Here is a 25,660-nt window from a genome sequence, read left to right as displayed (position 1 = left end):
GCCGACATGTAAATGGTTTTTCTTGGTTCAAATTTGAAAAAAAATAAAAAACCATCCAGCTTTTGAGCTAGGATGGCTTTATTGGATTAATAATCCTCACCGGATTATCAAAATTCAAAACCTTCGAGGTCTGGAAAAGACCTCAAAGGTTTTCTTTTAATTATTCCTGTCAACGGTCACCTGATCCAAGCCTCTTTTTTTCAAAAGCGCATCGATCTTTGGTTCAGCACCACGGAAGTTGACATACATTTTCATCGGCTCGTCTGTTCCTCCTCTTTCAAGGATTTCTTTTCTGAAAGCCAATGCTACTTCAGGATTAAATAAGTCTGTTTCCTTAAATGCCTGGAAAGCATCTGTATCCAAAACCCCCGACCAGATATAGCTATAATAACCCGAGGAATAACCCCCTGCAAAAATGTGCTGGAAATAAGTGCTGCGGTACCTTGGGATAATTTCGCTCATCAGTCCGATTTTTTCCAAAGATGCATTTTCAAAATCATTGGCACTTCCTACGATTTCCTTTTCTTGAGTATGGTAATCCAGATCCAAAAGCGAGGCAGCCAAATACTCAGTTGTGGCAAATCCCTGTCCGAAAGTACCTGAGTTTTTCAATTTTTCGATCAACTCATCAGGGATAGGTTCGCCTGTTTTGTAGTGGATGGCATATTGTTTCAGGACTGTAGGTTCGGTCGCCCAGTTTTCCATAATCTGTGAAGGCAGCTCGACAAAATCCCTCGGAACCGAAGTGCCTGCAAGGCTTCTGTACTGCACATTGGACAGCAATCCGTGAAGCGCATGTCCAAACTCATGGAAGAAAGTCGTCACCTCATCGAAAGTCAACAATGCCGGTGCATCTCCGGTTGGCTTTGAGAAATTGCAAACAATCGAAATCACTGGCGCTTTTCTGACGCCATCAATGGTTTGCTGTGGACGGTAAGATGTCATCCAAGCACCGCCTCTTTTGGATGGTCTTGGATGGAAGTCCATATATAAAACACCCACGTGTGTTCCATCTGCTTCTTTGACTTCATAAGCTTTGGCATCAGGATGGTAGGTTGGGATGTCTTTGATTTCTTCGAATGTCAATCCAAAAAGGTTTTTGACAACCATAAAGACTCCTGCCTGCACTTTGTCTAAAGCGAAATAAGGCTTCACTTCCTGCTCGTCAAGGTTGAATTTCTGTTGACGGAGTTTCTCTTCATAAAACCTCCAGTCCCAAGGCTCGATGTTGAAATCTTTGCCTTCTGCTGTGACAATTGCCTGCATTTCATCTTTTTCTTGTTTGGCTTTTGCCAAAGCAGGAGTCCAAAGTTGGTTCAGAAGTTTATAAACCTGCTCTGAAGTTTTGGCCATCGATTCTTCAAGGACGTAATCGGCATGCGTATTATAACCGAGCAATTGTGCTTTTTCTCTTCTCAGGTTTGCCATTTCCACCAAGATGGCTTTGTTGTCTTTGTCATTGTCATGGTTGGCGCGGCTTTGGTAAGCTTCCCAGATCTGCTTCCTCAACTCCCTATTTTCAGCATATTGGAGGAAAGGCATGATGCTCGGATTCTGTAGGGTAAATAACCATTTTTCTTCTTCACCTGCAGCTTTGGCATCTGCCTTGGCGGCATCCCGCAGTTCTTGGGGAAGTCCTGCCAGGTCAGCTTCATTGTCTACAAACAGCTTGAAAGCATTGGTTTCTGCCAATAGATTTTGGCCGAAGGTGAGACTCCAGACTGAAAGTCTGGAATTTATTTTTCTTAGTTTTTCCTTGTCTGCTTCATTGAGGTTGGCACCGTTTCGTACAAAAGACTTGTATGTTTTTTCCAACAGTTTTTGCTGTTCTGCATTCAAGCCAAGGTTTTCTTTCTTTTCCCAAATGCTGTTTACCCTTGCAAAGAGTTTTTCATTTAGGCTAATATTGTCTGAGTGTTTGGAGATCTCAGGAGCCAATTCTTTGGCAATTGCCTGAATGGTATCGTTGGTGTTGGCGGAATTGAAATTGTAAAATACTGTAGAGACTTTGGCTAGCAATTCCCCGGATTTTTCCATGGCTTCAATGGTATTGGCAAAAGTCGGGTCCTCAGGATTATTGACGATCGCGTCGATCTCAGCTTGTTGTTGCTTGATCCCCTCTAAGATGGCAGGAGAAAAGTGCTCATTTTCGATTTTGTCAAAAGGAGGGACTTCAAAAGGCGTATCATACGCTTCAAAGAATGGGTTCCTATTTTCAGTTTTTTCTTCTTTGGCACCACAGGCATAGAGCAATGCTCCTGAAGCTGCCATTGCAATAATTGTTTTTTTCATGAGAACATACATTTGGGTTCTGCTGCAAATATATGGAAAAATCGGGGAGGGCTATTTCTCCGGTTTGCCTTTTGAAAAAGTGGAATTACCAGGTGCCGGGGAACCATTATGTATTTTATATGGGTTTAATATTTTTGAATAATAGTCTAATTTTGAAACTCAAAGGAAATAGTAACCATTTAAATCAACCAAAGTGTCAAAAAGAACCATCAAAGTAGGCATGGTGCAAACATCTTGTTCCAATGACCTCTCAGACAATATGGCCAAAGCCATTGCGGGAATCCGTGAGGCAGCAGCCAAAGGTGCTCAGATCGTATGTTTGCAGGAGCTTTTCGGTTCCTTGTATTTTTGCGATGTGGAGGATCATGATAATTTCAAACTTGCGGAAGCCATCCCCGGACCTTCAACTGAAACTTTTTCCTCATTGGCAAAAGAATTGGGAGTAGTCATTGTGGCATCTTTGTTTGAAAAAAGAGCTGAAGGCCTTTACCACAACACTACCGCAGTAATAGATGCTGATGGGAAATACCTTGGTAAATACCGCAAAATGCATATTCCTGATGATCCGGGGTATTATGAGAAATTCTATTTTACTCCGGGAGATATGGGGTATAAAGTTTTCAAAACCAAAGTCGGAACGATCGGCGTGTTGATATGTTGGGATCAATGGTATCCGGAAGCTGCAAGGATCACTTCACTGATGGGGGCAGAAATCCTGTTTTATCCTACAGCTATCGGATGGCACAAAGAAGCAACAAAAGAAACCAACGACGAACAATACCAGGCTTGGCAGACTATACAGCGTTCACATGCCGTGGCAAACGGGGTTCCTGTAGTTTCTGTCAACAGGGTAGGAACAGAAGGAAATCAGCAGTTTTGGGGTGGATCTTTTGCGACCAATGCTTTTGGGAGGATATTGTACCAAGCGGACCATGTAAAAGAAGAAGTACATGTGCAGGAACTCGATATGGAGAATTCCGACCGATACAGAACCCACTGGCCGTTTTTGAGGGACAGACGTATAGATTCTTATTCCCCTATCGTAAAAAGATTCATTGATGAAGACTAATATTTATTCAAAAGATATCTTAGAAATTTCCAAAGCAGGAGGTATCAGTTCAAATCAATTGGGATATTATTTCCCTGCTGAATTTGCACCACATCAGGCGACTTGGCTGAGTTGGCCGCACAAAGAAGAATCATGGCCGGGTAAAATCCATACTATTTTCCCGGCCTATGCTGAGTTTATCAAACATGTGGCTTTGGGTGAAGAAGTTCATATCAATGTGAAAGATGCGGCAATGAAGGCATTTGCTTTGGGACATTTGCAGACTGCGGGTGTGGATCTTAGCAAGATTTTCTTCCACTTTTTCCCTACCAATGATGCTTGGTGCAGAGACCATGGTCCTGCTTTTTTGATCAATCCTGAAGCTGAACAAAAGAAGATTTTGGTCAAATGGAATTACAATGCCTGGGGAGACAAGTATCCTCCCTATGACTTGGACAATCAGATTCCGATCAAAATCGCTGATTTTAGAAATATTCCCTGCTTCCAACCGGGCATTGTCATGGAAGGAGGTTCTGTCGAGTTCAATGGAAAAGGCACCTTGCTGACTTCTGAAGCTTGCCTTCTCAATCCAAACAGAAATCCTCACCTTTCCAAAAATCAGATTGAGGAATATCTAAGAGGCTATTATGGTGTTGAGAATATTTTGTGGCTGAAAGATGGCATTATCGGAGATGATACCGATGGCCATATAGATGACCTTACGCGTTTTGTCAATGAAGATACTGTCGTGACTGTAGTTGAGTATAATAAATCAGATGAGAATTACGCTCCATTGAAGGAAAATCTGGAATTGCTCCACGAATTAAGGTTGGAAGACGGCAAGCAGATGAATGTCATTGAGCTTCCCATGCCATCTGCCAAATACTACGAAGATCAGAGGCTTCCTGCCTCATATGCCAATTTCTATATTGCAAACCATGCAGTGATTGTACCGACTTTTCATGACAAAAATGACGATAAGGCTTTGGAGATCCTGACCTCATGTTTTCCGGAAAGAAAGGTTATAGGGGTAAATTCCTTGGATCTAATCTGGGGTTTGGGTTCGTTCCATTGCCTCAGTCAGCAAGAACCCCTCGTTTAGATTTTGTATTCAGATATTCAATGAAATCCCAAGTCAAAAGCTTGGGATTTTTTTTAATCCAAATTTGAGAAAATTTCGTCAAGATCAAGTTTGAATTTGGGGATACATTTTGATTCCACTATATCGCCAACAGTAAAAAGTTTGGATGGGACATATTTTCCATCCACAAGAGTATAAATCAATAGTGTCAATTCATATGGTGATACAATCCAATATTCTTTTACACCACTTTCTTCATAGACCTCATATTTGTTTTTGAGTTCTTTCTGGTTGTTTCCTGGGGAGAGAATCTCCACAATAAGGTCAGGTGCGCCAATACATCCCAAGTCATCCAATTTGGATTTGTCACAAATCACTGAAATATCAGGCTGGACAACAGTGAAAATATCTTCATTTCTTTTTGACTTGACAGGAAGACGGACATCGAAAGGTGCTGAAAAAACATCACATGGATGGTTTTCTAGATGCTGATATAATCTGAAAAAAATATTTCCTGAGACCTTTTGATGAATTCTTCTTGGTGCCGCAGCAGCAGATTTGAAAATTTTTCCCTTGATAAGCTCCACCATTTCATCAAACTCCCACGTCAAATAGTCTGCATAAGAATACACACCGTATTCTGTAGATGGTTCTTCGACCTTGTTTTGGACCGCGGATTTTGGATCAATGATTTTCATACTTCTAAGATATAAAAAAATGGCAGTGGTTGAAAAGTAGACATCTAGTTGATGACTCCATTTTATGTTGTCAGATTTTAATTTTGACATGACTGAAATACCTATTGGCTGCCAAATTTTCTTCTGCTACTTTTGTCTTCAATTCAAACCTAACGTAGATGTCTCTGATGAAATTACCTTTGGCATTATTTCTTTTCCTAACTTTTTTAAGCAATTCGGCTTTTTCCCAAGAAAGAGACCAATATGTGATTCTGATCTCACTCGATGGTTTCAGGCATGATTATGTCGAAAGGTTCAAACCTGAAAATCTTTCCCGTTTTATCCAAAACGGAACTGCCGCAGAAGCACTGATACCTTCTTTTCCAAGTAAAACTTTCCCAAACCATTATACCATTGCCACCGGACTGAAGCCTGAAAATCATGGATTGGTTGACAACTCTTTTTATGAACCCGAAAAGGACTTGGTTTATAGTATGGGAAATAGGGACATTGTCGAGGATGAATATTGGTATGGCGGAACACCTATTTGGGTATTGGCAGAGCAAAACGGCATGAAGGCCGCAAGCTACTTTTTTGTAGGTTCGGAAGCACCGGTGCAGGGAATCCGGCCGAGTTATTATTTCAGCTATGATGGTGCAGTTTCCAATCTTACCCGGATTTCCAAGGTTTTTGAGTGGTTGCAGCTTCCTGAGGAGGAAAGGCCACGGATGATTACCCTTTATTTTTCGGATATGGACGACATCGGGCATCGGTTTGGTCCTGATAATGACAAGGAAATCAGTGGAAGACTGGAAAAATTAGACCGGGAACTTGGAGCCTTATTCGAGGGATTGAAGAGTTTTGACCTTGATATCAACATATTTCTAGTTTCTGACCATGGGATGACCAATATTCCCAAAGGGAATCTGCTGAATCTGGATCAAATAACCGAAGGGATAGATGCAAGAGTTGTTAACAACGGGGCTTTGGCACATTTGCATTTGGAAAATAAAGAGGACCTTGAAAAAATACTTAAGGAACTCAATGATAAAGCTATGCATTACAAAGTAGTCCGGGTGGAGGACAGGGAGTATTATAAAAATATCGAAAAGTATAGAAACCGCTTTGGTGACTTGATTATCCTGCCAGATTTGGGGAATTACCTGACGACTTCCAAAGGAATGGTTTCTTACCAAAACAGGTCTGCAATGTTCAAAACCGAGGTATTTGGAGAGCATGGATTTAGTCCGGAGTATGAAGACATGCAGGGGATTTTCTATGCAAATGGACCAATGATAAAAAGTGGAAATCTTATCCCGGCTTTTGAAAATATCCATATTTATCCTTTGTTGGCGACAATTTTGGGATTGCCGATTCCACAGGGAATTGATGGAAAATTAGAGGTTTTGGAACCTGTCTTGAAGAGAAAGTAATGGAAAGAAAAGAAATCGAGAACAGGGAAGACGTGTCGCTTTTGGTCAGGAGTTTTTATGCCCGGATCAGAAAGCACGAATCTCTTGGCCCTATTTTCAATGATGTAATAAAAGACTGGGAATCGCATTTGGGGCGGTTGACGGATTTTTGGGAGATGATTTTGCTGCAGTCCGGGCCCGGTGCAGGTAAGTTCAGTCCTGTTCCGGTTCACAAAGAAGTGGATGCGAAAACCGAAAATACCATCACCCAGGTACATTTTGGCAATTGGCTGGAACTTTGGTTTTCAACTTTGGATACATACTTTGAAGGAAAGAACGCCGACTATGCCAAAGAACATGCAAGGAATATGGCGCATATCCTTTTTTTTCGCCTTATGGAAGCAAGGGGAATCAAGATGTGACTTTGATAAAAGAGAATTTTGCCCAATTTTTCCGGTACTTGATTTCGGGTTCTGAAAATCCCAATGCTCCAAATAAGGTAAGCTTTTCTATCCGGATTTCATGAGCTCCGGGCTTTAAGCTATTTATATCGAGAACCACAAGGTATGCGCGTTGGCCGGTTGCGCCATAGGACACTTTTTTCCATTCGGTAATTTTATTGCTGACTAGACTATCATTCAGGTATATTTTGTATAGGTCTTGTTGATTTTCCAAAGATGGCCAAGCCAAAGAATCGGGCAAAGTATGGATTCCTTCTTTTATTTTTTCAAAATTTTTATTGTCTTCATCATAGTAGGCAATTGAAATACTCGTGAAATCACCAGAGATATTTGCAGAAGGCATCATCGCGCGGGGAAATCTTTTTTGAGGATCTTTTTGATCCTCAAAATACATCGAATTGTCAGGCCACTCAAGTAGCTCTTGATCTAGGTTGGCATAATTGGCAAAATTAAAAAAACCCTTAGAGTCAGATTTTATAAAAGGTGCCGTCAATCCCATGATGAAAATAGAATAAGCTGAAATGGACCATTTGCCAAGATTGCTTTGATAGACCGCCTGGACAGTACTGAAAATGGAAGCATTTAAACTGGATTTAAATTTGTTTTTTTTCGAAAAGGCCGATAACAGCCCAAATCCAACCAAGGAGGCTAAAAAAAACAGGTAAATCATAAAAAAGTTAAGATCAAAATACCTATATAAAAAAAGTAAAAGTCCGAGGTATAGGGTAAATACGATAAAAATCATCCCCATCATCATTGGAAAAGCGAAAGCCATACTACAGATCTTCTCTAATTTCAAGACCATTTCCTGAGGCTTTTTGTATTGAAAATCCCTTGAGTTTTTGAATAATTTTTCATTGATCACTCCATTGGGAAATGCATAGCTCAATCCCAATAATCCCGCCCAAGTAAATCTGAGAACAAGGTGAACAGAAAAAAATATCTTGAATACGCTGACAATGATAGAGAGATAAAGTAGTACGAGATATGCACCTATAAATTCCAATCCATAATCCTGTGTCAATTTCACAGCGAAATCATAAATCTGTGCTGGAAATGCAAAAATAAATGCCAAGGAAATACCTGAAATGATGACTTCAGGTTCCCAGCTGTTTCTTTGGAGGTTTTTAATCCATGCCAATTCTTCCGAAGAATCCTCAGGATTTGGTGTTTCATTGATTTCCACAGAGCAATCTGATTGGTTTTGAAAAATATGTCAAACCTAAAAATAGATAAAAAAAGGTAATATCTGACAGTTACACCAAAAGGTGTTAGTCTGTCTTATTATAGGGAGTTGATTTAAAGTAGAATCAGGCTATACCGCTATCAATTTAAAGTGGTAGTCCATTTTTTCAGGTCTTTGGAAGGAGATGGTTTTTCTCAGATGATAGAAAGCTTCCAATAGCATGGCATTTTCTATTTCCCCGGCATCTACAGGTCTGAATCCTACCCACTCAATGATTTTTTTGACACTCAGCTTTTCAGCAGAATCAGGTCCGCAAAAGTAGGTTTCTTTTACCAAACCCATAGGATCTGATTTTGGGTAGTCGATTCCAAGGTTATTGAACGCCTTGAAGAGTTTGTTTTGACCGATACTTTTTTTGATCAAGGTGGTGTTGCAGGAAAATTCCGCCGTGTAAGCACCGTTTGTGCAGTCGATAATAATCTTGTTTTTCAGATCTGATGCGGATAGACTTTCGCAGACCTTTGGAAGGTGCTCGTTTTCGCAGCAGATCAATAAAATATCTGACATCTCTATAGCTGTATCATAGCTGAAGATTTTGTCAAGGTACATGTTGAGGATTTTCCATTCGATCTCTTTGGTTACGAAGTCTTCACGGACTCCAAAAACCACTGTTTGGTTCATGGCCAACATTTTGTTGCCAAGGGTGGAAGCAAGTTTTGTTCCGCCTAAGATTCCTATTTTCATATCCTTTTTCGTTGCTTGACTTTTGGGTGAAAAAGCCAATTGGTGGATGATAATTTATGCCTTCTGAGTTGCGATTAGAGTCTATTTGTATTCGGAAGGGATTGAAATATAGATAATTAGGTTTCTAACTCAAAATTATTTTTTGATAAAATTTGGAAGAAAAAATGAAATACAATTTAGTAATCATGACTGCCAAATAACAAAATAAGAAGAGCTTTTTAAGGTGAAAAAAAAAATTCATTTATTGAGAAAAACTGAACAAATCCAAGAAAATTGGGATCGATTACTAAAGCTTAGACCGTGATCAGCTTAAAATGGTATTCTGTTTTTTCCTTTTTGTTGGCGGCGATTTTTTTGCTCAGATGGAAAAATGCTTCAAGCAAAAATGCACTTTCGGAAGTACCTGCATCGATCGCCCGAAACCCCGATTTTTCTATCAGTTTTTTGACTTTCAGTTTTTCAGGTCCGTCTTCGCCACAAAAGTAGGTTTCCTTGATCAGACCGAGAACATCCGAAATCGGATAGTCTATTCCAAGATTATTGAATGCTTTGTAGATTTTTTTTCCTTTCAAAAAGTGCTGTATCAAAAAGTAATTGCAGTCATACTCATGGCCAAAAGATGCATTGGTACAGTCAATTACAGTTTTGTTGTCCAAATCGGATTCTGAAAGACATTCACAAAGTTGGGTCAGATGTTCATTGTCACAACACATCAGGATATAATCTGATCGAAGTATTGCCTCTTTGAAGCCAAAAACTTTATCGGAATGTTTGCTGAGAATTTTCCATTCAATTTCTTTCGCTTCGAAATTTTCTCTGACACCAAAAATGACACTTGTGTCAGAAGAGAGGAATTTATTGCCCAATGCGGCTGCCAGTTTGGTGGCGCCTAATATGCCTATTTTCATTTTTCTGTATTACCAAAATGGTGATTGAAGATGAATACACCATATCCTTTCTAGGGCTTGTTTGATATGGTCAGGATATTTGACTTAGATTTCAGTACAAAAGGTGATTAAAACTTGGTATTGTCTTTAGAAACCTGTGAAAATTAACATTACAAAAATAAATAACAAAATATAATATGGAAATTTAATAATTTTTTAAAGTAAAATGATCTTGAAGTAAGGTGTCAAACAAGAAAATCCAAATTTATTTTGGAATCTCTTTGTGGATTTGATTTTGTAATTTCTTTGCTAGGGTTTTTAAACCCTATTGTCGGATGTTTGTTATCTTTCCAGAATCAACCCACCATCGTTTTATGAAATTTTGTAACCGGTGTCTCCTTTTCACCATCCTTGCTATCTTTTCTTTTTCCTGTTCTTTCAAATCTGTTCAGCGGAGCAAAGGAATCACTTATATGGAAAAGGGATTATTGGAAAATCTTCCGGAAAAGCAATTGAATGTCTTTGCTCCCAAAAAGGCGGATGGGAGTAGTCCGGTACTGCTTTTTATCCACGGAGGAAGCTGGAATTCAGGCAATAAAGACATTTATAATTTTCTAGGATCAAGATTGGCAAGGAAAGGAATTGTCTCAGTCATCATCGATTACCCACTCAGTCCTGATTATCAGGTGCATGACATGGCCAAAGCCTCAGCACGGGCAGTCAGTTGGACAGCACAGAATATCAAAACCTATGGAGGAAGTCCCGACAAAATTTACGTCTCAGGGCATTCTGCGGGAGGACACTTGGCGAGTCTGATTTCGGTTCGTGATGAATATTTTGACACCTTGGGTGTGGAAAATCCCATAAAGGGAACAGTTTTGATAGATGCGGCAGGGTTGGATATGTATTGGTTTTTGAAGGAAATGAACTATGCGCCTGGCTCAGAATATCTTCAGGCATTCACAGATGATCCGCAGGTTTGGAAGGATACCTCACCGATATACTATTTGGATGAAAAAGATCCCCAGATGCTGATTTTGATGGGAGGAAAGACCTTGCCTGGAATCGAAAAGACTACAGAAAGATTTTTGGAAGAATATAAAAAGATAGAACCCGAACCTAATTTCCATCTTCAGAAAGGGAAGAAACACAAGCCAATGATTGTACAGTTTCTCTATAGCCCAAACAAGGTCTATAAATGGATCGGGGAGTTTATGGAGGAGCAATGATAAATTGAAAGTTGTAAGGATGGTTACTACAATTACCCATTTTAGGGAAAGGTGTAAATACGATTTCAATCAGTCGCATTCCAATACTCCATCCTGTCACAGCTGCTGACTTCGATGCTGTAGAAATCAAATTCCTGTGTGACTTTGCCTTTGATCAGGTAGATGCCGCGGCCTTTGAAGGGATGTTTTTTCACCACAGGAGGGAAATGAACCGTGTCGATCCAGTCTCCGTCCCTGTCGATAAAGGTGCCGAAGTTCATCACGTCGCCCTTAACCGTCCTCGTGTACTTGATGGTGACGAGGTAGCCTATAATCTCCACCGTTTTACCTAGATATAGTTTCATTTCCTTTGCCTTGATGCTCGCCACGGATTGGTCTTTGATCAGCAGAAAGGGAGAATCAAGCGGGAACTCCAGGATTTCTATCTGATCGACGATCTCTTGCCGGATGTCGGCAGCTTCGAGTTCGGGAACCTGCAGTTCACGGAAACCTGATTTTTTGAACAGTTCATTGCCGACAGCCACAGTTTTTCTTTTGTTTAGGATAAAATGCGCCTCCCAAAGCAGTTCCTGTTTGCTCTTGCCTGTAAACCTGAAGCAGGCGATCCGGATCAGGATCAGCGCCTGCTCCAGGCTGATTTCTACCCTTGCGATAAAATCGGATAATCCCAGATAGGGTCCGTTGACAGCCCTTTCCCGGAGGATTTTTTCGACAGAAGCCTTTTCGAGAAACTTCAGGTGGATAAATCCCAAGTAGACGGTCTTGCCTTTGATATTGGTCAGGTAGTCGCTCTCGTTGATGTGGGGTGCCTGTATGTCGGCGCCGTTCATGCGGAGCTCGTGGACATAAAACTCCGTATGGTAAAATCCCCCGAAGTTATTGATCACCCCGACCATAAACTCGAGCGGGAAGTAGGCTTTGAGGTACAGGCTCTGATAGCTTTCCACGGCAAAGGAAGCCGAGTGTCCCTTGGCAAAAGAATATCCCGCAAAGCTCTCGATCTGATACCAGACCTCTGCTGTGATTTTTGGGTCACGCCCCAGTTTTTCGCAGTTGATAAAGAACTGGTCATGGACATGCTTGAATTCTTCCTTCGATCGGGACTTGCCGCTCATACCTCGGCGCAGTACATCCGCTTCCGAGAGGGAAAGCCCTGCAAAGTAGTGCGCCACCTTGATCACATCTTCCTGGTAGACCATGATGCCGTAGGTTTCGGGCATGATGTCCATCATCACCGGATGGGCGGTTTTGCGGCGCTCCTCGTCCACATGCCGCAAGATATACTCCCGCATCATGCCCGAGCGTGCCACCCCCGGACGGATGATGGAGCTGGCAGCCACGAGCTCCAGGTATTCGTCGGCTTTCATCTTGGCGAGCAGCATGCGCATGGCAGGTGACTCGACGTAAAATGCCCCAATGGTATGTCCATCCCTGAGGTGTTTTTTGATTTTTGGGTCTTTTTTGAATTTTTCCACCTCACGGATATCGACCTTGACACCCTGGTTTTGTTCGATGATTTCGATGGCACTTTTGATATGACCGAGACCACGCTGACTGAGGATGTCAAACTTATACAGTCCGATGTCTTCAGCCACATGCATGTCAATATGGGCCAGGGGAAATCCCTTTGGCGGCATATCTGTTGCGGTATAATAATGTATCGGTTTGTGGGAAATCAGAATACCGCAGGCATGGATAGTCAGATGGGAAGGCATTCCGTGGAGAACCTCGCTGTATTTGATAATCAGCTTCCCGTATTGGTCGGGAACATAACCCGGTTTGCCGGCATAGTAGATCAGGGATTCGATTTCTGTTTTGGGCAGGCCAAAGACTTTCCCCAGTTCACGCAGCATGGAATTGGACTGGAATGTACTGTACGAACCAAGCAGGGCTACATGCTCCTCATTTCCTTGGTTGTATTTCTCAAAAATATACGCCGTCACCTCGTCCCGGTCTGTCCAGCTAAAATCTATGTCAAAATCAGGAGGGTTTTCACGATACAGGTTTATAAATCTCTCGAAGTACAAATCCAGCTCAATCGGATCCACGTCGGTGATGTAGAGACAGTAAGCGACGATGCTATTGGCACCGCTGCCCCGTCCGACATGGTAATAGCCTTTGCTGTGGGCAAAGTTGACGATGTCGTAATTGATCAGAAAGTAGGAGACAAAACCTTTTTGCTGGATGAGTTCAAGTTCTTTTTCGATCCGCTTGCTGATCTCGGCCGTCAGGTCTGCATAGCGCATGAGGGCACCTTTGAATGTTTCCTGCCTGAGGTAGTCGTAATCTTCCCAGTCCGAACCGAGGATGTCCCGCCTGTTTTTGACGGCTTGGAAGTAAAAGGAAAACTGACAGGCTTCGAGCAGTTTCTGTGCATTGTACAGCAGGTAGCTGTGGCCTTCGCAGCGTGCGACCATATCGGCATAGCTGTAGAGCATGTCGCAGATTTCGCCCTGTTCTTCGGTTTCCAGCTTGCTGAGCAAGGTATTGCCATCGATCGCCCGGAGGAGGCGGTGGGCGTTGAATTCCAACTTGGAGCTGAATGTCGCAGGCTGCAGCAGGACGAGTTTGTCCTTGTACCTGAACCAAGGCGACTTCACGATTTTGTTGAGCTGATAAGGGTGTACGCCTACAAATTCATTTTCCCGCAGGGCAAAAAACTTCGTAGGCAAGGGATATACTATAAAGCTATTCTGAAAAGCGGGAGCCTTGGCATCAAAGGGAATTCCTTTGATGCGGTGGTGGGAGAGGTGTTTGTTGAGTTCGAAGAAGCCCTCTTGGTTTTTGGCAAGGCCGATGTATTGCTGTCGAACGCCGTTACGGAAGTCAATGCCGATGACGGGATGGATGCCTTTTTTCTGTGCTTCGCGGATAAAGGGAAACACGCCGGCAGTGGAGTTGATGTCGGTGAGAGCGAGGGAGTCGAGTTTTTTGCCTTTCGCTTCAGCGATCAGTGCTTCCACGGACATCGTCCCGTATTTAAAGCTGTAAAAGGAATGGCAGTTGATAAGCATATTTAAAGGGTACTTATTGATATTGGTTGATATATGCTAAAGCGATATAAGTTGATACCTACCGAAGGTAAGGCAGGCATGCCTTCAGCGATACTAAGTGATATAAGCTAAAGCGATATAGGTGGAAATATGCCTTCGGCGATATAGGTTTCAGTATCAATCCTGGTTTTTAACTTTTGATGTAATTACGACACATGACGGAGATCGCATCCAATTATTTACATCATTGTATTTTTTAAAATGTTTATTAAATAAACATTTATGTGTTTATAATGTAAACAAAAAGTAACTACATTAAAAAACGGAATGGGGGAAATTGTCAAAAAATGAAGTATGTACAATAAAGAAAAGTTTGGAGTTTGAAATATACCAAAGTAAGGTTAGTTTAGACAATCTGTAATTGCCATGGAGAACTACGTTGAATATTTGAACGACATTATTGCCTACGACATCAGATGGAATATTTATAAAACCATCCTTGTGATTTTGGTTTTGTGGCTGATCAAGAAAGGGGCTTATAAAATCATAGAAAGGGGAAATGATGTCGAAATCAAAAAGAAATTCCATTCCCGTAAGACAGTGGAATATGCACTTGTATTTATAGGTTTTTTGCTGATAGGAAATATTTGGATCATCAATTTTCAATCCATTACCACCTTTTTGGGTTTGTTGTCTGCGGGTATAGCGATTGCACTCAAGGATATTTTTGTCAACATCGCAGGATGGATTTTTATCTATTGGAGAAAGCCTTTTGATGTAGGTGACAGGATTCAGATCGGAGAATTCAAAGGGGATGTGGTTGACCTAAGGTTGTTCCAATTCAGCTTGCTGGAGGTCGGCAACTGGGTCGACGGCGAACAAAGTACAGGCAGAATTGTGCATGTGCCCAACGGCAAAGTATTTATTGATCCGCAAGCCAATTACAGTCAAGGGTTTGATTATATCTGGAATGAGCAAAACATATTTATCGGATTGGAATCTGATTACAAAAAAGCCTGCAGCCTGCTAAAGGAAATCATGAATGGGCTTCTTTCACCTGATTATAAGACAATTGAGGCTGATTTGAGAAGAGCGCAAAAGGAGCACTTTATTTCTTTTAGCCAATATACGCCGACTGTTTATACCAAAATCCAAGAGAGGGGTATTCAGCTTTCGCTCCGGTATTTGTGCAAACCAAGGAAAAGAAGGGTTTTTGAACATCAGATTACAGAGGCGATCATAGACAGATTCAGGGCAGAAAAAGACATCAGGATTGTATATCCTATTACTTCAATTTATTTGGAGAAAGGTAATAATAGTCTTGAAAATTGAATAAACAAGCCGCTCTGTTTGAGGCTATTTTGATTAGTAAGGAGATATTGATTGATACTGGATATTTGTAGATATTGGATTAGAAATTATCGTTTGGTGAGTTATTGTTCAAAAAATCAAACTATCAAAATTAAAAAAGGCTCAAAGTGATAAATTTTGAGCCTTTTGATTTTATTATGATCTTGCGTGTCAATCTTTTTTCTTCAGGTCACCCCTTTTGATGGATTGGATGAACTTTGACCAGGCAAATGGATCCATCAAAGTAAAGGGTCTTGGTCCATAGCGGTCCTGGATCTGCATTATCTGTCCCTGCTGGAAATACCTCATGTTTTCATTGCCTGAAGCAGGCATTGCTTCCGCGTACCTAAGAAGTGTCTCCGGACTCAGGTTACCTGTCCTGTCTATCGTCATAGGAGCTTCATAATTCATTGCGAGGACCTGTCTCTTGAAATCTTCTTCGGTGGGATAGGGCATGACTTCTATCTCTGATAAAGCAATCTCATCCACCTGCATGGTAAGGATCAGGGAAATTTTGTCGTCTTCGACCCTTTCTGGGACTTTAAAGGACTGTTTCCTTAAACCTATAAAGCTGAAAATCACGCTGTCACCTTCCAAAACCGGCATCGAAAAATAGCCATATCTGCCTGAACTCGTGCCACGTCCCTTTTTTGGAACATATACGTTGACTCCCGGTACTGCATCCGTACTGTCTGAATTGAGGATGATTCCGGAGAGTTGGATAACTTTCTTTTCTCTATCCTGGGCAAAACCGTCTTCAATCCCCAAAATGAAAAGGGTGAAAAATAGGAAAACAGCTATCGGGTTTACTTTAAATTTCAAGGTAATACAGTTTATCTTATTGGATTCGCTGAACCGAATTCAGACTAATTAGGTTTTCTAATTTGGGTATAATATTAGCCTATTTTAGTTTCATTTGCTTAATTTCGACCGGGTTTTATTCGTTAAATTTACTAAATGCGACTTAAAAATATCAGCTTAAGTTATGGAATGAGGATTTTTAAAGCACTTTCCGAAGAGCCGAGAGTCCGTATCCTTCATCTTTTGCTCCAAAACAAGGAACTGTCTATATCTGATCTAGAGCATATCCTGGACTTTACCCAGACAAAAACCAGTAGGCACTTGATATACCTCAAGAACTCGGGTTTGTTGGGGAGCAGGAGGGTGGACCAATGGATTTTTTACTATATCTTGGACGAAGCCCATGAAATCATCCAGCAGATTTTTAAGTTTATCCAAAAAGACCCCAATTTCAAACGAGATCAGGATGTCTACAATATCCTGCTTTCCAATCGGGAATTGGCCATCAATAAAATAGAGAATAACCCATACCGTAAATAGTATCTCCCATTTGAAAAAGTACCGACACATTTTCTTTGACTTGGACCATACCCTTTGGGATTATGATACCAATGTGCAAGAATCATTATCAGAGTTGTTTGAAATTTACCAGCTGATCTCAGTAGGGATTCCAAACTACCAGGCTTTCATTGACGCATTTTATCAGGTCAATTTCAAGCTGTGGGCATTGTATGACTTTGGCAAAATCGACAAAAAAAACTTAAGGGAAACCCGATTTAAACTCATATTTGAGAAAGCCGGAGTGTTGGGGGAACATGTTCCTAAAGATATGGAAGAGGATTTTATGCACAGGACTTCCTCCAAGCCGCATTTACTTCCCTATTCCAAAGAAATTTTGGATTATTTGAAACCGCATTACAAAATGCATATCATCACCAATGGCTTCAATGAAAGTCAGGCCAAGAAAATGCATTCTTCTGGTCTTACTCCCTACTTTGACTTGGTAGTGACTTCTGAAACCACCGGTCACAAAAAGCCTGACCCTCAGATTTTCCAATATGCCATGGATAAATTGTCAGTTACTGCGGCTGATTGTATCATGATAGGAGACAATCCCAATTCGGATATATTAGGAGCCATACGATCCAATATAGATCAGGTCTTTTTTGATCCACATGAAAAAGGTATCGAGCATCAGCCGACGCATACTATTCGGCATCTGAAGGAATTAGAAGGGCTATTGTGAGATTGTATCAAGTACCAAGATAAGGGAGATAAGAGGCCAGAACCACGTAATAGGATGTTTTTTTCAACAACCTGAGAACTCGACAACGCGAAGCAGACAACTATTACAAGAACTACAACATTTACAACTTTTCAACTTCCAATCCTCAATTTTGGCAGGTTTTCAGAAAGGGAGTACTTATCTTTGCCCAATCAGAAATTATAAACTCAAATAGATATGCTCAAAGGTTTTTTTAATGTTCCCAAGCCAGTCAACGAACCGGTAAAAAGTTATGCGCCGGGTTCCCCCGAAAGGATCGAACTTCAGCAGACACTAAAAGAATTCAGATCACAGCTTGTCGATGTTCCTATGTATATAGGAAGCGATGAAGTGAGGACAGGAATCAAAAAATCTATGTCTCCTCCCCATGACCACAAGCATTTATTGGGATTCTTTCATGAGGGAGATGCCTCTCATGTGGAGCAAGCGATCAATGCTGCTTTGGGAGCAAAAGAAGCTTGGGAATCCATGGAGTGGGAACAAAGAGCTGCTATTTTCCTCAAAGCAGCTGATCTATTGGCTGGACCCTATCGTGCCAAAATCAATGCGGCCACCATGTTGGGACAATCCAAAAATGCTTTTCAGGCAGAAATAGATGCCGCCTGTGAGTTCATTGATTTCCTTAGGTTCAATGTACAGTACATGTCCGAAATCTACGCACAGCAGCCTCCTGTTTCCGGTGCAGGAGTTTGGAACAGACTTGAGCAAAGACCGCTTGAGGGTTTTGTTTTTGCTTTGACACCTTTCAACTTTACCGCTATCGCAGGAAACCTACCAACAGCACCTGCGATGATGGGTAATACCGTAGTGTGGAAACCTGCTTACACCCAAATCTATTCAGCCAACGTATTGATGCAGGTTTTCAAGGAAGCAGGCGTGCCGGATGGCGTCATCAATTTGGTTTTTGTGGACGGCCCAACAGCCGGTAAGATCATTTTCAACCATCCTGATTTTGCAGGAATCCACTTTACCGGTTCTACCGGAGTATTCCAAAACATCTGGAAAACTATCGGAGAAAATATCTTCAAGTACAAATCTTATCCAAGAATCGTGGGTGAAACCGGTGGCAAAGACTTTGTCCTTGCTCACAAATCCGCACATGCCAAAGCAGTAGCCGTTGGGCTTTCAAGAGGAGCATTCGAATACCAGGGACAGAAATGTTCCGCTGCTTCACGCGCCTATATCCCCTCCAATATCTGGCCTGATGTTAAAAAATACCTTTTGGAAGATTTGGCTTCAATGAGCATGGGGCCGACTGAAGACTTTACAAACTTCATCAATGCGGTCATCGACGAGAAGTCTTTTGACAAAATCTCCAAGTATATTGATAATGCCAAGAATGCAGAAGGTGTTGAAATCATTGCTGGAGGGCACCATGATAAGTCTAAGGGATATTTTATCCAACCGACTGTTATTCTTACCAAAGATCCGATGTACACCACTATGTGTGAAGAAATCTTCGGTCCTGTTTTGACTATTTATGTATATCATGAGGAGCACTTTGAGGAAGCATTGGAGTTGGTCGATCAGACTTCGCCTTATGCTTTGACAGGAGCCGTATTCTCTCAGGATAGGTATGCGATCGAGTTGGCAACCAAAAAACTGAGAAATGCAGCAGGAAACTTCTACATTAATGACAAGCCGACAGGTGCGGTCGTGGGTCAACAGCCTTTTGGAGGTGCAAGGGCATCCGGTACCAATGACAAAGCCGGTTCCATGATCAATTTGCTGCGTTGGGTTTCTCCAAGAACCATTAAGGAAACGTTTGTATCCCCGGTGGACTATAGGTATCCGTTTTTGGGGAAAGATTGAGATAAGAAACGAGAGGCGAGAGCCGAGGAGCGAGAGAAAAGAGGCAATACAGAGAAAAGACCATTGGAGCATTTAGGCTTTGGTGGTCTTTTTTCTTTTAGAATTTTAAATTGTAAGGTTAATTGAAAAAAGGATACTTATGGAATTTTTCAAATAAATGATACCTAGGCTTGAAATAATTGGACAATAAATTAACTTCAAAGTTGAAAAATAAGTTATGGGTAAGTATTTCTTTTTTCTTTTGGCAGTTGTTTTTTCTTGTAATTCCAAGGAATCCAAATCTCCCGAATTCATATCCGGCGAGTTGACCGAATACATTTCAGATACCATTTACTTCGAAAAGGATGAATTCACAAAAAACCTCCCTGCCAAATTCGCTTACCTTGAAGAGAATGATAGCAGTTTCCTTTATGCATGGTATGACAAAAGGCTTTTGAAATACGGTTACCCCTCGGGCAAATTGATTTCGAGTACCAATTTTTTTGTAGAAGGTCCTGATGGGATCGGCTCTTTTATTTCGGGGAGTTTAATTACTGAAGATGGATTGTTTTTTATCTCAGATCAGAAAGAAATTGTTCATACAGATTTTGAAGGGAAAGTTATCAGCAGATTTCCTTTGCCTGCGGTGCCGGAGGAAAGGTTGGCCGCTAATTTTTCTGCGATGAATGGCAATGACATGACCTATGATCCTGCAACCAAGACCTTGCTTTTGGCTGATGTTCCATTTGTACTCAAAGAACCTAATATGAATTACCGGGATTGGTTATGGAAATTGGATACCCGTTCGGAAAATTTTGATTCTGTAGGCTTCAACTATCCCGAAAAATACAGGGAACTCTATGATGATCCTGAACTTGGGGTTTTTGCCCATTCCTTTATTATTGACCGCGATCTTTTTGTGGTCAATTTTCCTGCAAATGATTCCTTATTGATTTTAGATTCGGATAATGGTTTTTGGGTGGATGGACGAAGTTCCAAACCTTTGACTTTTGAAAAAGGTAAAACCGAACCTAGGGGAGAGTGGACAGTTTTTAATCCTAGTATGAAGACAAGTAGATACAAATTCACCCAATACGATCCTTATCGGAAGAGGTTGTTGAGGTATGTAAATATTGAAACAAAAGAATCAGATTTAGAAACTTACACGAATGAAAGCAGCTTTATTCTTTTGGACAGTGAGTTCGGAAAAGTTGCGGAGCTATTTTTTAACAATCAAAAGATCATACCTTCAGGATTTTTCACACCCAATGGATTTTATCTAAAATTGGCAGAACAGCAAAGCGATGATAGGGAAGGGTATGTAAGGATTGTTTTTGATTTTTGAGTAGGAGCAAAAAAGAGGTTGTGGTATTCAATTTTTTTCTTTAAGTCATTATTATTTATGACTGAATATCAAGAAAGCAATTTAGTATAATGAAAGAGGAGGCAATAACCGATATTTGAGGAGACTTATTTTAAGGATAAGGGTTGACAAATCATATATTGTTGATTTTCTTATCCGCTCTGTGATTTTCAAACATTTCGATTGCAGCCTTCAAAAGACCAAACATTCCCAGGCTTAACACTATAATTCCAATAGATAAATCTTTTAAAATTCCGGTTTCAGAGAAATAAAACCCTGTCAATCCAGAGGTCAGCAGAATTAGGATAAACAGGCTAATTATGATAATTGCAATTTTTCCCTTTCGAGGATTTTGCCATATTTTTTTGGATAACTCATTTTGAGTTTTGGAGGTATCTTGTAATGAAGAGAAACTTATTCCTAAACCCATGAAAATCAAAACCGAATTAAGGTTATCAAACATCACCTCAGGATTATCTTTAAGGTAATCTAGTCCATAAAGGTATGGCTTAAAAGCAAAATACATTCCCAGAAGCATTAATGGGTATTGTGCATAGCTTACATAATGAAAAAACGTCTTGTAATTCATTGTTTCAAGTTAAAATAGAACATTTTGAGGTTCTGCTTCATATCCTATTTTCTTGTATTAAGGAACCAATTTTTAGAAACTCAAAGAGGCCTTAGATTTTCTCGCTACTTCTTTTTAAAAAGTGAATCCACAAATTCCTTTCTGTTGAAAACCTGAAGGTCAGTCATTTTTTCACCTACACCAATGTATTTGACAGGGATTTTGAATTGGTCTGAAATTCCGATCACGACGCCACCTTTGGCAGTTCCGTCGAGTTTGGTGATGGCAAGGGCTGTGATGTCAGTCGCTTTGGTAAATTCCTGCGCTTGGATAAAGGCATTCTGACCTGTGGATCCATCTAATACGAGCAAAACTTCATGCGGCGCATCGTCAATGAATTTTTGCATCACCCTTTTGATTTTGGTCAGCTCGTTCATCAAGTTGACTTTGGTGTGCAACCTGCCTGCAGTATCTATTATCACTACGTCTGCATTGGTATCAACCCCTTGTTTTACCGCATCAAAAGCCACTGAAGCGGGATCAGTATTCATACCGTGCGATACGATAGGTACATCGACACGTTTTGCCCAAAGGATCAATTGGTCCACAGCAGCCGCCCTGAATGTATCCGCAGCACCAAGAACCACTGACTTTCCTGCTTGTTTGAATTGGTGCGCTAATTTGCTGATAGTAGTTGTTTTGCCCACTCCGTTGACACCCACTACCATGATGACATATGGTTTTTTGTCTGCAGGTAGGTCAAAGTCTGATAGGTCGGTGCTTTGGTTTTCTTCCAAAAGACCCATAATCTCTTCTCTAAGGATTACGTCTAGTTCGGCTGTATTGAGGTATTTGTCCTTTGATACCCTTTCTTCGATTCTTCTGATGACTTTGATGGTAGTATCTACCCCTACATCAGAAGTGATAAGGATTTCTTCTAACTCATCCAATACTTCCTCATCTACTTTGGATTTGCCTACGACTGCTTTGCTTAGCCGAGAAAAAATGTTTTCGCTGGATTTTTGTAAACCTTGGTCAAGGCTTTCTTTTTTTTCCTTCGAAAAGAAACCGAAAATTCCCATGTCTGTGATTTTTAAAGTCCGAATATAACAAAAAAGTCCCTTCAAAGACTTAACTTGAAGGGACTTTCGATTGCAAAAAGTGCAATGAAATTATTTTTTCAAGGTATCCTGAACCATCGTGGTCGGAACCATTTCCTCTTTGAAGGTGTAAGCGCCGGTTTTTTCAGATTTGATTGCTCTGATCACTTTGGCGTATGTTACTCCACCTTCTTTTTTCAGGGTTGCTACTACTTTCTTAGCCATATTTTCAAGGTTTATATCGTTGCCGGAAGCAACCTAGGTCCTAAATTATTTAATTTCTTTGTGAACCGTCATTTTCTTCAAGATAGGATTGAATTTCTTCAATTCAAGTCTTGTAGTGGTGTTTTTACGGTTTTTGGTAGTGATGTATCTTGAAGTACCTGGAAGGCCTGTAGCCTTGTGCTCGGTGCACTCCATGATCACTTGTACTCTGTTACCTTTCTTAGCCATCGCTGTATATATTTAAATGGTAAACCTGATCTGATTATTTAATGATAACGTATCCTTTTGCTTGGGCTTCTCTCAACACAGGAGTGATTCCTTTTTTGTTGATTGTTCTCAAAGCTTTGGTACAAACCTTCAAAGTGATCCAAGCATCTTCCTCAGGGATGTAGAAGCTTTTCTTGTGTAAATTTGGATAAAATTTACGCTTGGTCTTGTTGTTCGCATGCGATACATTATTACCTACTTGAGGTCTCTTGCCGGTAATGTCACAAACTTTTGCCATGATATATGATCGTAATTGTATAGACGTTTTTTCAATTGAGTTTGCAAATATCGGACTTTTAGCTGAAATACCAATACTCACCTCCAAAAATATTCAGTAAAATTCTCATTTTCATCTGAGAAGCAAGAGGCGAGATTCAAGAAGCAAGAAGCAATCAATCAGTAGCCAGTCTCAGTATTCAGTGGATTGCTCAAAAATTAATCTAAAAGTCAAAAATGAAGAAACCAGACCTGATGATTCGAAAACCTTCTAATGTCTGCAGGCCCGAAGTTCACAACAATTAAAACCATTATAACAAATGCAACCACTACAACTTAAATAACCAATAACCAAATAACCCAATCACTTTTCCCCATACGGACAATGCTTGCAGCCGTTGCCGCAACAATAGCCCCTTCTCAGGTGGTATTGAGCTGTAAATACCATAAGACCTTTTTCATTCAAATAATAATCCCCCGGAATCAGCTTCATGGGTTCTGCAGGCTTCTTTTTTGAATTCATTCTTTAATCCTAAAGGCATTTACTATATTTGCCAGATCGCTGTGAGCGGTGAAATTTATCCTTGATGGGTAGCAAATCTACAAATATTATGATTGAAACAATAAACTCAAGCAGCCAAGCTATTGCCTTGGAAGATAAATATGGAGCCCACAATTACCATCCCTTGCCGGTGGTCTTGTCTAGAGGAGAGGGTGTTTACCTTTGGGATGTAGAAGGTAAAAAGTACTATGACTTCCTGTCAGCATATTCTGCCGTGAATCAGGGGCATTGTCATCCAAGGATCAAAGATGCCTTGATCGAGCAGGCAGGTACTTTGACTTTGACTTCCAGGGCATTTTATAATGATGTTTTGGGGCCATTTGAAAAATATATCACGGAATACTTTGGCTTTGAAAAAGTCCTTCCGATGAATACAGGTGCAGAGGGAGTGGAAACTGCGTTGAAAATCGCAAGAAAATGGGGGTATGAAAAGAAAGGAGTAGAGGAAAACCAAGCTGTCATTGTTGTTGCAGAGAATAACTTTCATGGCAGGACGTCTACCATCATCTCATTTTCTTCAGATGGCAATGCCAGAAAAAACTTTGGACCATATACTCCGGGTTTTGTAAAAATCCCTTACAATGATATTGCTGCACTTGAAGTAGTCTTACAAGATAAAAATGTTGTTGCTTTTTTGGTTGAACCGATACAGGGTGAAGCGGGAGTTTATACTCCGGCAGAAGACTTTATCCGAAATGCATATGAGGCCTGCAAAGCTAAAAATGTCCTTTTAATTGCAGATGAAATTCAGACAGGAATCGCAAGGACAGGTTCGCTTTTGGCGGTTTGTGGCAACTGTACCTGCGAAGGGCATTGCGAAAAGCAAGACACCTATACAAAACCTGACATGTTGATCTTGGGAAAAGCCATCTCCGGTGGATTTTATCCTGTATCAGCTGTACTGGCTGACAATCATATCATGGATGTCATCAAGCCAGGTCAACATGGATCTACTTTTGGAGGAAATCCTTTGGGAGCGAAAGTCGCCATAGCAGCGCTTGAAGTGGTTAGAGATGAGAAATTAGCCCAAAATGCACGAAAACTCGGAAAAATCTTCCGAGAAAGAATGCAGATTTTGGTAGAAAAATACAAAATACTCAAACTCGTAAGAGGCAAAGGCTTACTCAATGCTGTGGTGGTAAACGACTCACCTGACAGCAGCACCGCTTGGGATATGTGCGTCTCTTTGAAAGACAACGGTCTCCTCGCCAAACCCACCCACGGCAACATCATCCGCTTTGCGCCGCCTTTGGTCATGACTGAAGAGCAGCTGCACGACTGCTGCGATATCATCGAGAAAGTGGTCAAAGAGTTTGAAAAATAGACATTTTAGCAGATTTAGATTAATTGAAATAGAAACCCTCCGGGAGAAATAGCGGTCCCGGAGGGTTTTTAATGTCCTTTTGTTAGCTTTGCCAATACAATAAAAACCTATTAATCCATGAAAAAAGCAGTTATTTTTGATATGGATGGCGTTATCTGCCATACCAATCCATTCCATTCGATGGCTTTCAAGAAGTTTTTTGCCAAAAGAGACATGTACCCCACAGAGGAAGAATTTGAACTGCATATGTACGGCAAAAGTAACTCCTATATAATGAGTCACTTTTTCGGAAGAAAAATTGTCGGCGAGGAACTGTTGGAATTGGAGAATGAGAAAGAAGGCCTCTTCAGGGAAATATACAGGGACAAAATTGATCCTATTGCAGGTTTTCAGGATTTCTTCCATCAACTCAAAGTCAATGATTTTTTGACGGGGGTAGCCACTTCCGCTCCATTTGCCAACCTTCAATTGATTGCCGGCACTTTGTCTCTGATGGACAGGATGGAGTCCATTTTGGCAAGCGAAGACGTAACCAAACACAAACCCGATCCGGAGGTTTACCTCAAGTCAGCATTTAACCTGCAGGTCGAACCTGATTTATGTGTTGTTTTTGAAGATTCATTTTCTGGCGTCACCGCTGCCAAAAATGCAGGGATGAAAGTGGTTGGTGTTTTGTCCTCCCATTCCAAGTCGGAGTTACCGGTGTGTGACCTTTATATCGAAGATTTTAGGGAGATGGATGCCAATAAAGTTCTGGCTTTGACCGGATAATCAGGTTGGTTTTTATTTCTATACATT

General features: G+C 40.9%; 25 protein-coding genes. 12 read left to right on the top strand and 13 right to left on the bottom strand.

The window, feature by feature from the left end:
- Window positions 1–156 precede the first annotated feature (156 nt).
- A complete protein-coding gene (locus NK987_RS11600; RefSeq protein ID WP_259263968.1) occupies window positions 157–2,292 on the bottom strand; it encodes a M3 family metallopeptidase in 2,136 nt (711 codons plus the stop codon).
- A 220-nt stretch (window positions 2,293–2,512) separates the two neighbouring features.
- Here NK987_RS11600 and NK987_RS11595 point away from each other — a divergent pair, with 220 nt between their 5' ends.
- Together NK987_RS11595 and NK987_RS11590 are read left to right on the top strand one after the other, a co-directional pair.
- Entirely contained in the window at window positions 2,513–3,361 is an 849-nt protein-coding gene (locus tag NK987_RS11595; protein WP_259264050.1) for a carbon-nitrogen hydrolase, read from the top strand.
- Window positions 3,351–4,442, top strand: a complete 1,092-nt coding sequence (locus NK987_RS11590; RefSeq protein WP_259263967.1) for an agmatine deiminase family protein — start codon at window positions 3,351–3,353, stop codon at window positions 4,440–4,442. Before NK987_RS11595 ends, NK987_RS11590 begins: the two co-directional genes overlap by 11 nt.
- A 53-nt stretch (window positions 4,443–4,495) precedes the next feature.
- Here NK987_RS11590 and NK987_RS11585 read toward each other — a convergent pair whose 3' ends face one another.
- Window positions 4,496–5,119 carry a Uma2 family endonuclease gene (locus NK987_RS11585; protein WP_259263966.1) on the bottom strand — a complete coding sequence of 208 codons (624 nt, stop codon included), beginning with the start codon at window positions 5,117–5,119 and terminating at the stop codon, window positions 4,496–4,498.
- Window positions 5,120–5,277: 158 nt separating this feature from the next.
- Between NK987_RS11585 and NK987_RS11580 the strand changes: the two genes are divergently transcribed.
- Together NK987_RS11580 and NK987_RS11575 are read left to right on the top strand one after the other, a co-directional pair.
- Entirely contained in the window at window positions 5,278–6,531 is a 1,254-nt protein-coding gene (locus NK987_RS11580) for an alkaline phosphatase family protein (protein ID WP_259263965.1), read from the top strand.
- Window positions 6,531–6,932, top strand: a complete 402-nt coding sequence (locus tag NK987_RS11575; RefSeq protein WP_259263964.1) for a group III truncated hemoglobin — start codon at window positions 6,531–6,533, stop codon at window positions 6,930–6,932. Before NK987_RS11580 ends, NK987_RS11575 begins: the two co-directional genes overlap by 1 nt.
- Here NK987_RS11575 and NK987_RS11570 read toward each other — a convergent pair.
- The 3 genes from NK987_RS11570 to NK987_RS11560 form a co-directional block, all read right to left on the bottom strand.
- A complete protein-coding gene (locus NK987_RS11570) occupies window positions 6,922–8,157 on the bottom strand; it encodes a hypothetical protein (RefSeq protein ID WP_259263963.1) in 1,236 nt (411 codons plus the stop codon). The genes NK987_RS11575 and NK987_RS11570 overlap by 11 nt on opposite strands.
- A gap of 129 nt (window positions 8,158–8,286) precedes the next feature.
- A complete protein-coding gene (locus NK987_RS11565; protein ID WP_258424269.1) occupies window positions 8,287–8,901 on the bottom strand; it encodes an NADPH-dependent F420 reductase in 615 nt (204 codons plus the stop codon).
- 293 nt (window positions 8,902–9,194) lie between these two features.
- Window positions 9,195–9,809, bottom strand: coding sequence for an NADPH-dependent F420 reductase (locus NK987_RS11560; RefSeq protein ID WP_259263962.1), 615 nt, complete (start codon window positions 9,807–9,809; stop codon window positions 9,195–9,197).
- A gap of 353 nt (window positions 9,810–10,162) precedes the next feature.
- Between NK987_RS11560 and NK987_RS11555 the strand changes: the two genes are divergently transcribed.
- A complete protein-coding gene (locus NK987_RS11555) occupies window positions 10,163–11,017 on the top strand; it encodes an alpha/beta hydrolase (protein WP_259263961.1) in 855 nt (284 codons plus the stop codon).
- A gap of 65 nt (window positions 11,018–11,082) precedes the next feature.
- On the opposite strand, the gene NK987_RS11550 is transcribed toward NK987_RS11555, so the two are convergent.
- Window positions 11,083–14,031, bottom strand: coding sequence for a DNA polymerase III subunit alpha (locus NK987_RS11550; RefSeq protein ID WP_259263960.1), 2,949 nt, complete (start codon window positions 14,029–14,031; stop codon window positions 11,083–11,085).
- A 405-nt stretch (window positions 14,032–14,436) separates the two neighbouring features.
- Between NK987_RS11550 and NK987_RS11545 the strand changes: the two genes are divergently transcribed.
- The gene (locus tag NK987_RS11545) at window positions 14,437–15,342 is read left to right on the top strand and encodes a mechanosensitive ion channel family protein (protein WP_259263959.1); all 906 of its coding nucleotides are present in this window, start codon (window positions 14,437–14,439) and stop codon (window positions 15,340–15,342) included.
- A gap of 189 nt (window positions 15,343–15,531) precedes the next feature.
- Here NK987_RS11545 and NK987_RS11540 read toward each other — a convergent pair whose 3' ends face one another.
- Window positions 15,532–16,122 carry a carboxypeptidase-like regulatory domain-containing protein gene (locus NK987_RS11540; protein WP_258424325.1) on the bottom strand — a complete coding sequence of 197 codons (591 nt, stop codon included), beginning with the start codon at window positions 16,120–16,122 and terminating at the stop codon, window positions 15,532–15,534.
- 195 nt (window positions 16,123–16,317) lie between these two features.
- Here NK987_RS11540 and NK987_RS11535 point away from each other — a divergent pair, with 195 nt between their 5' ends.
- The 4 genes from NK987_RS11535 to NK987_RS11520 all read left to right on the top strand — a co-directional run bounded on the left by NK987_RS11535 (window position 16,318) and on the right by NK987_RS11520 (window position 20,582).
- Entirely contained in the window at window positions 16,318–16,701 is a 384-nt protein-coding gene (locus NK987_RS11535) for an ArsR/SmtB family transcription factor (protein WP_258424278.1), read from the top strand.
- 10 nt (window positions 16,702–16,711) lie between these two features.
- Complete coding sequence (locus tag NK987_RS11530; protein WP_259263958.1) at window positions 16,712–17,407, top strand: YjjG family noncanonical pyrimidine nucleotidase; 696 nt, start codon at window positions 16,712–16,714, stop codon at window positions 17,405–17,407.
- A gap of 216 nt (window positions 17,408–17,623) precedes the next feature.
- Window positions 17,624–19,258, top strand: coding sequence for an L-glutamate gamma-semialdehyde dehydrogenase (pruA, locus tag NK987_RS11525; RefSeq protein WP_258424280.1), 1,635 nt, complete (start codon window positions 17,624–17,626; stop codon window positions 19,256–19,258).
- 217 nt (window positions 19,259–19,475) lie between these two features.
- Window positions 19,476–20,582: a DUF4221 family protein gene (locus NK987_RS11520; protein ID WP_258424281.1), complete on the top strand. Its 1,107-nt coding sequence runs from the start codon at window positions 19,476–19,478 to the stop codon at window positions 20,580–20,582.
- 151 nt (window positions 20,583–20,733) lie between these two features.
- Here NK987_RS11520 and NK987_RS11515 read toward each other — a convergent pair whose 3' ends face one another.
- From NK987_RS11515 to NK987_RS11490, 6 genes are all read right to left on the bottom strand, one after another.
- Window positions 20,734–21,189 carry a hypothetical protein gene (locus tag NK987_RS11515; protein ID WP_258424282.1) on the bottom strand — a complete coding sequence of 152 codons (456 nt, stop codon included), beginning with the start codon at window positions 21,187–21,189 and terminating at the stop codon, window positions 20,734–20,736.
- A 104-nt stretch (window positions 21,190–21,293) separates the two neighbouring features.
- Window positions 21,294–22,250, bottom strand: coding sequence for a signal recognition particle-docking protein FtsY (ftsY, locus tag NK987_RS11510; protein WP_259263957.1), 957 nt, complete (start codon window positions 22,248–22,250; stop codon window positions 21,294–21,296).
- A 90-nt stretch (window positions 22,251–22,340) separates the two neighbouring features.
- A complete protein-coding gene (locus tag NK987_RS11505; protein WP_258424284.1) occupies window positions 22,341–22,493 on the bottom strand; it encodes a DUF4295 domain-containing protein in 153 nt (50 codons plus the stop codon).
- 45 nt (window positions 22,494–22,538) lie between these two features.
- Window positions 22,539–22,721: a 50S ribosomal protein L33 gene (rpmG, locus tag NK987_RS11500; RefSeq protein ID WP_113925165.1), complete on the bottom strand. Its 183-nt coding sequence runs from the start codon at window positions 22,719–22,721 to the stop codon at window positions 22,539–22,541.
- Window positions 22,722–22,755: 34 nt separating this feature from the next.
- On the bottom strand, window positions 22,756–22,998 hold the full coding sequence (gene rpmB / locus NK987_RS11495; protein WP_113925164.1) for a 50S ribosomal protein L28: 243 nt from the start codon (window positions 22,996–22,998) through the stop codon (window positions 22,756–22,758).
- Window positions 22,999–23,340: 342 nt separating this feature from the next.
- A complete protein-coding gene (locus NK987_RS11490) occupies window positions 23,341–23,499 on the bottom strand; it encodes a C1orf53 family protein (protein ID WP_259263956.1) in 159 nt (52 codons plus the stop codon).
- Window positions 23,500–23,587: 88 nt separating this feature from the next.
- Between NK987_RS11490 and rocD the strand changes: the two genes are divergently transcribed.
- On the top strand, window positions 23,588–24,862 hold the full coding sequence (gene rocD, locus NK987_RS11485; protein WP_259263955.1) for an ornithine--oxo-acid transaminase: 1,275 nt from the start codon (window positions 23,588–23,590) through the stop codon (window positions 24,860–24,862).
- A gap of 117 nt (window positions 24,863–24,979) precedes the next feature.
- Window positions 24,980–25,633, top strand: a complete 654-nt coding sequence (locus tag NK987_RS11480; RefSeq protein WP_258424287.1) for an HAD family hydrolase — start codon at window positions 24,980–24,982, stop codon at window positions 25,631–25,633.
- The last annotated feature ends 27 nt before the right edge of the window (window positions 25,634–25,660 follow it).

Source organism: Aquiflexum gelatinilyticum (assembly GCF_024813435.1).
Classification (GTDB): Bacteria; Bacteroidota; Bacteroidia; order Cytophagales; family Cyclobacteriaceae; genus Cognataquiflexum; species Cognataquiflexum gelatinilyticum.
This window is presented reverse-complemented; position numbering and strand designations above follow the sequence as displayed.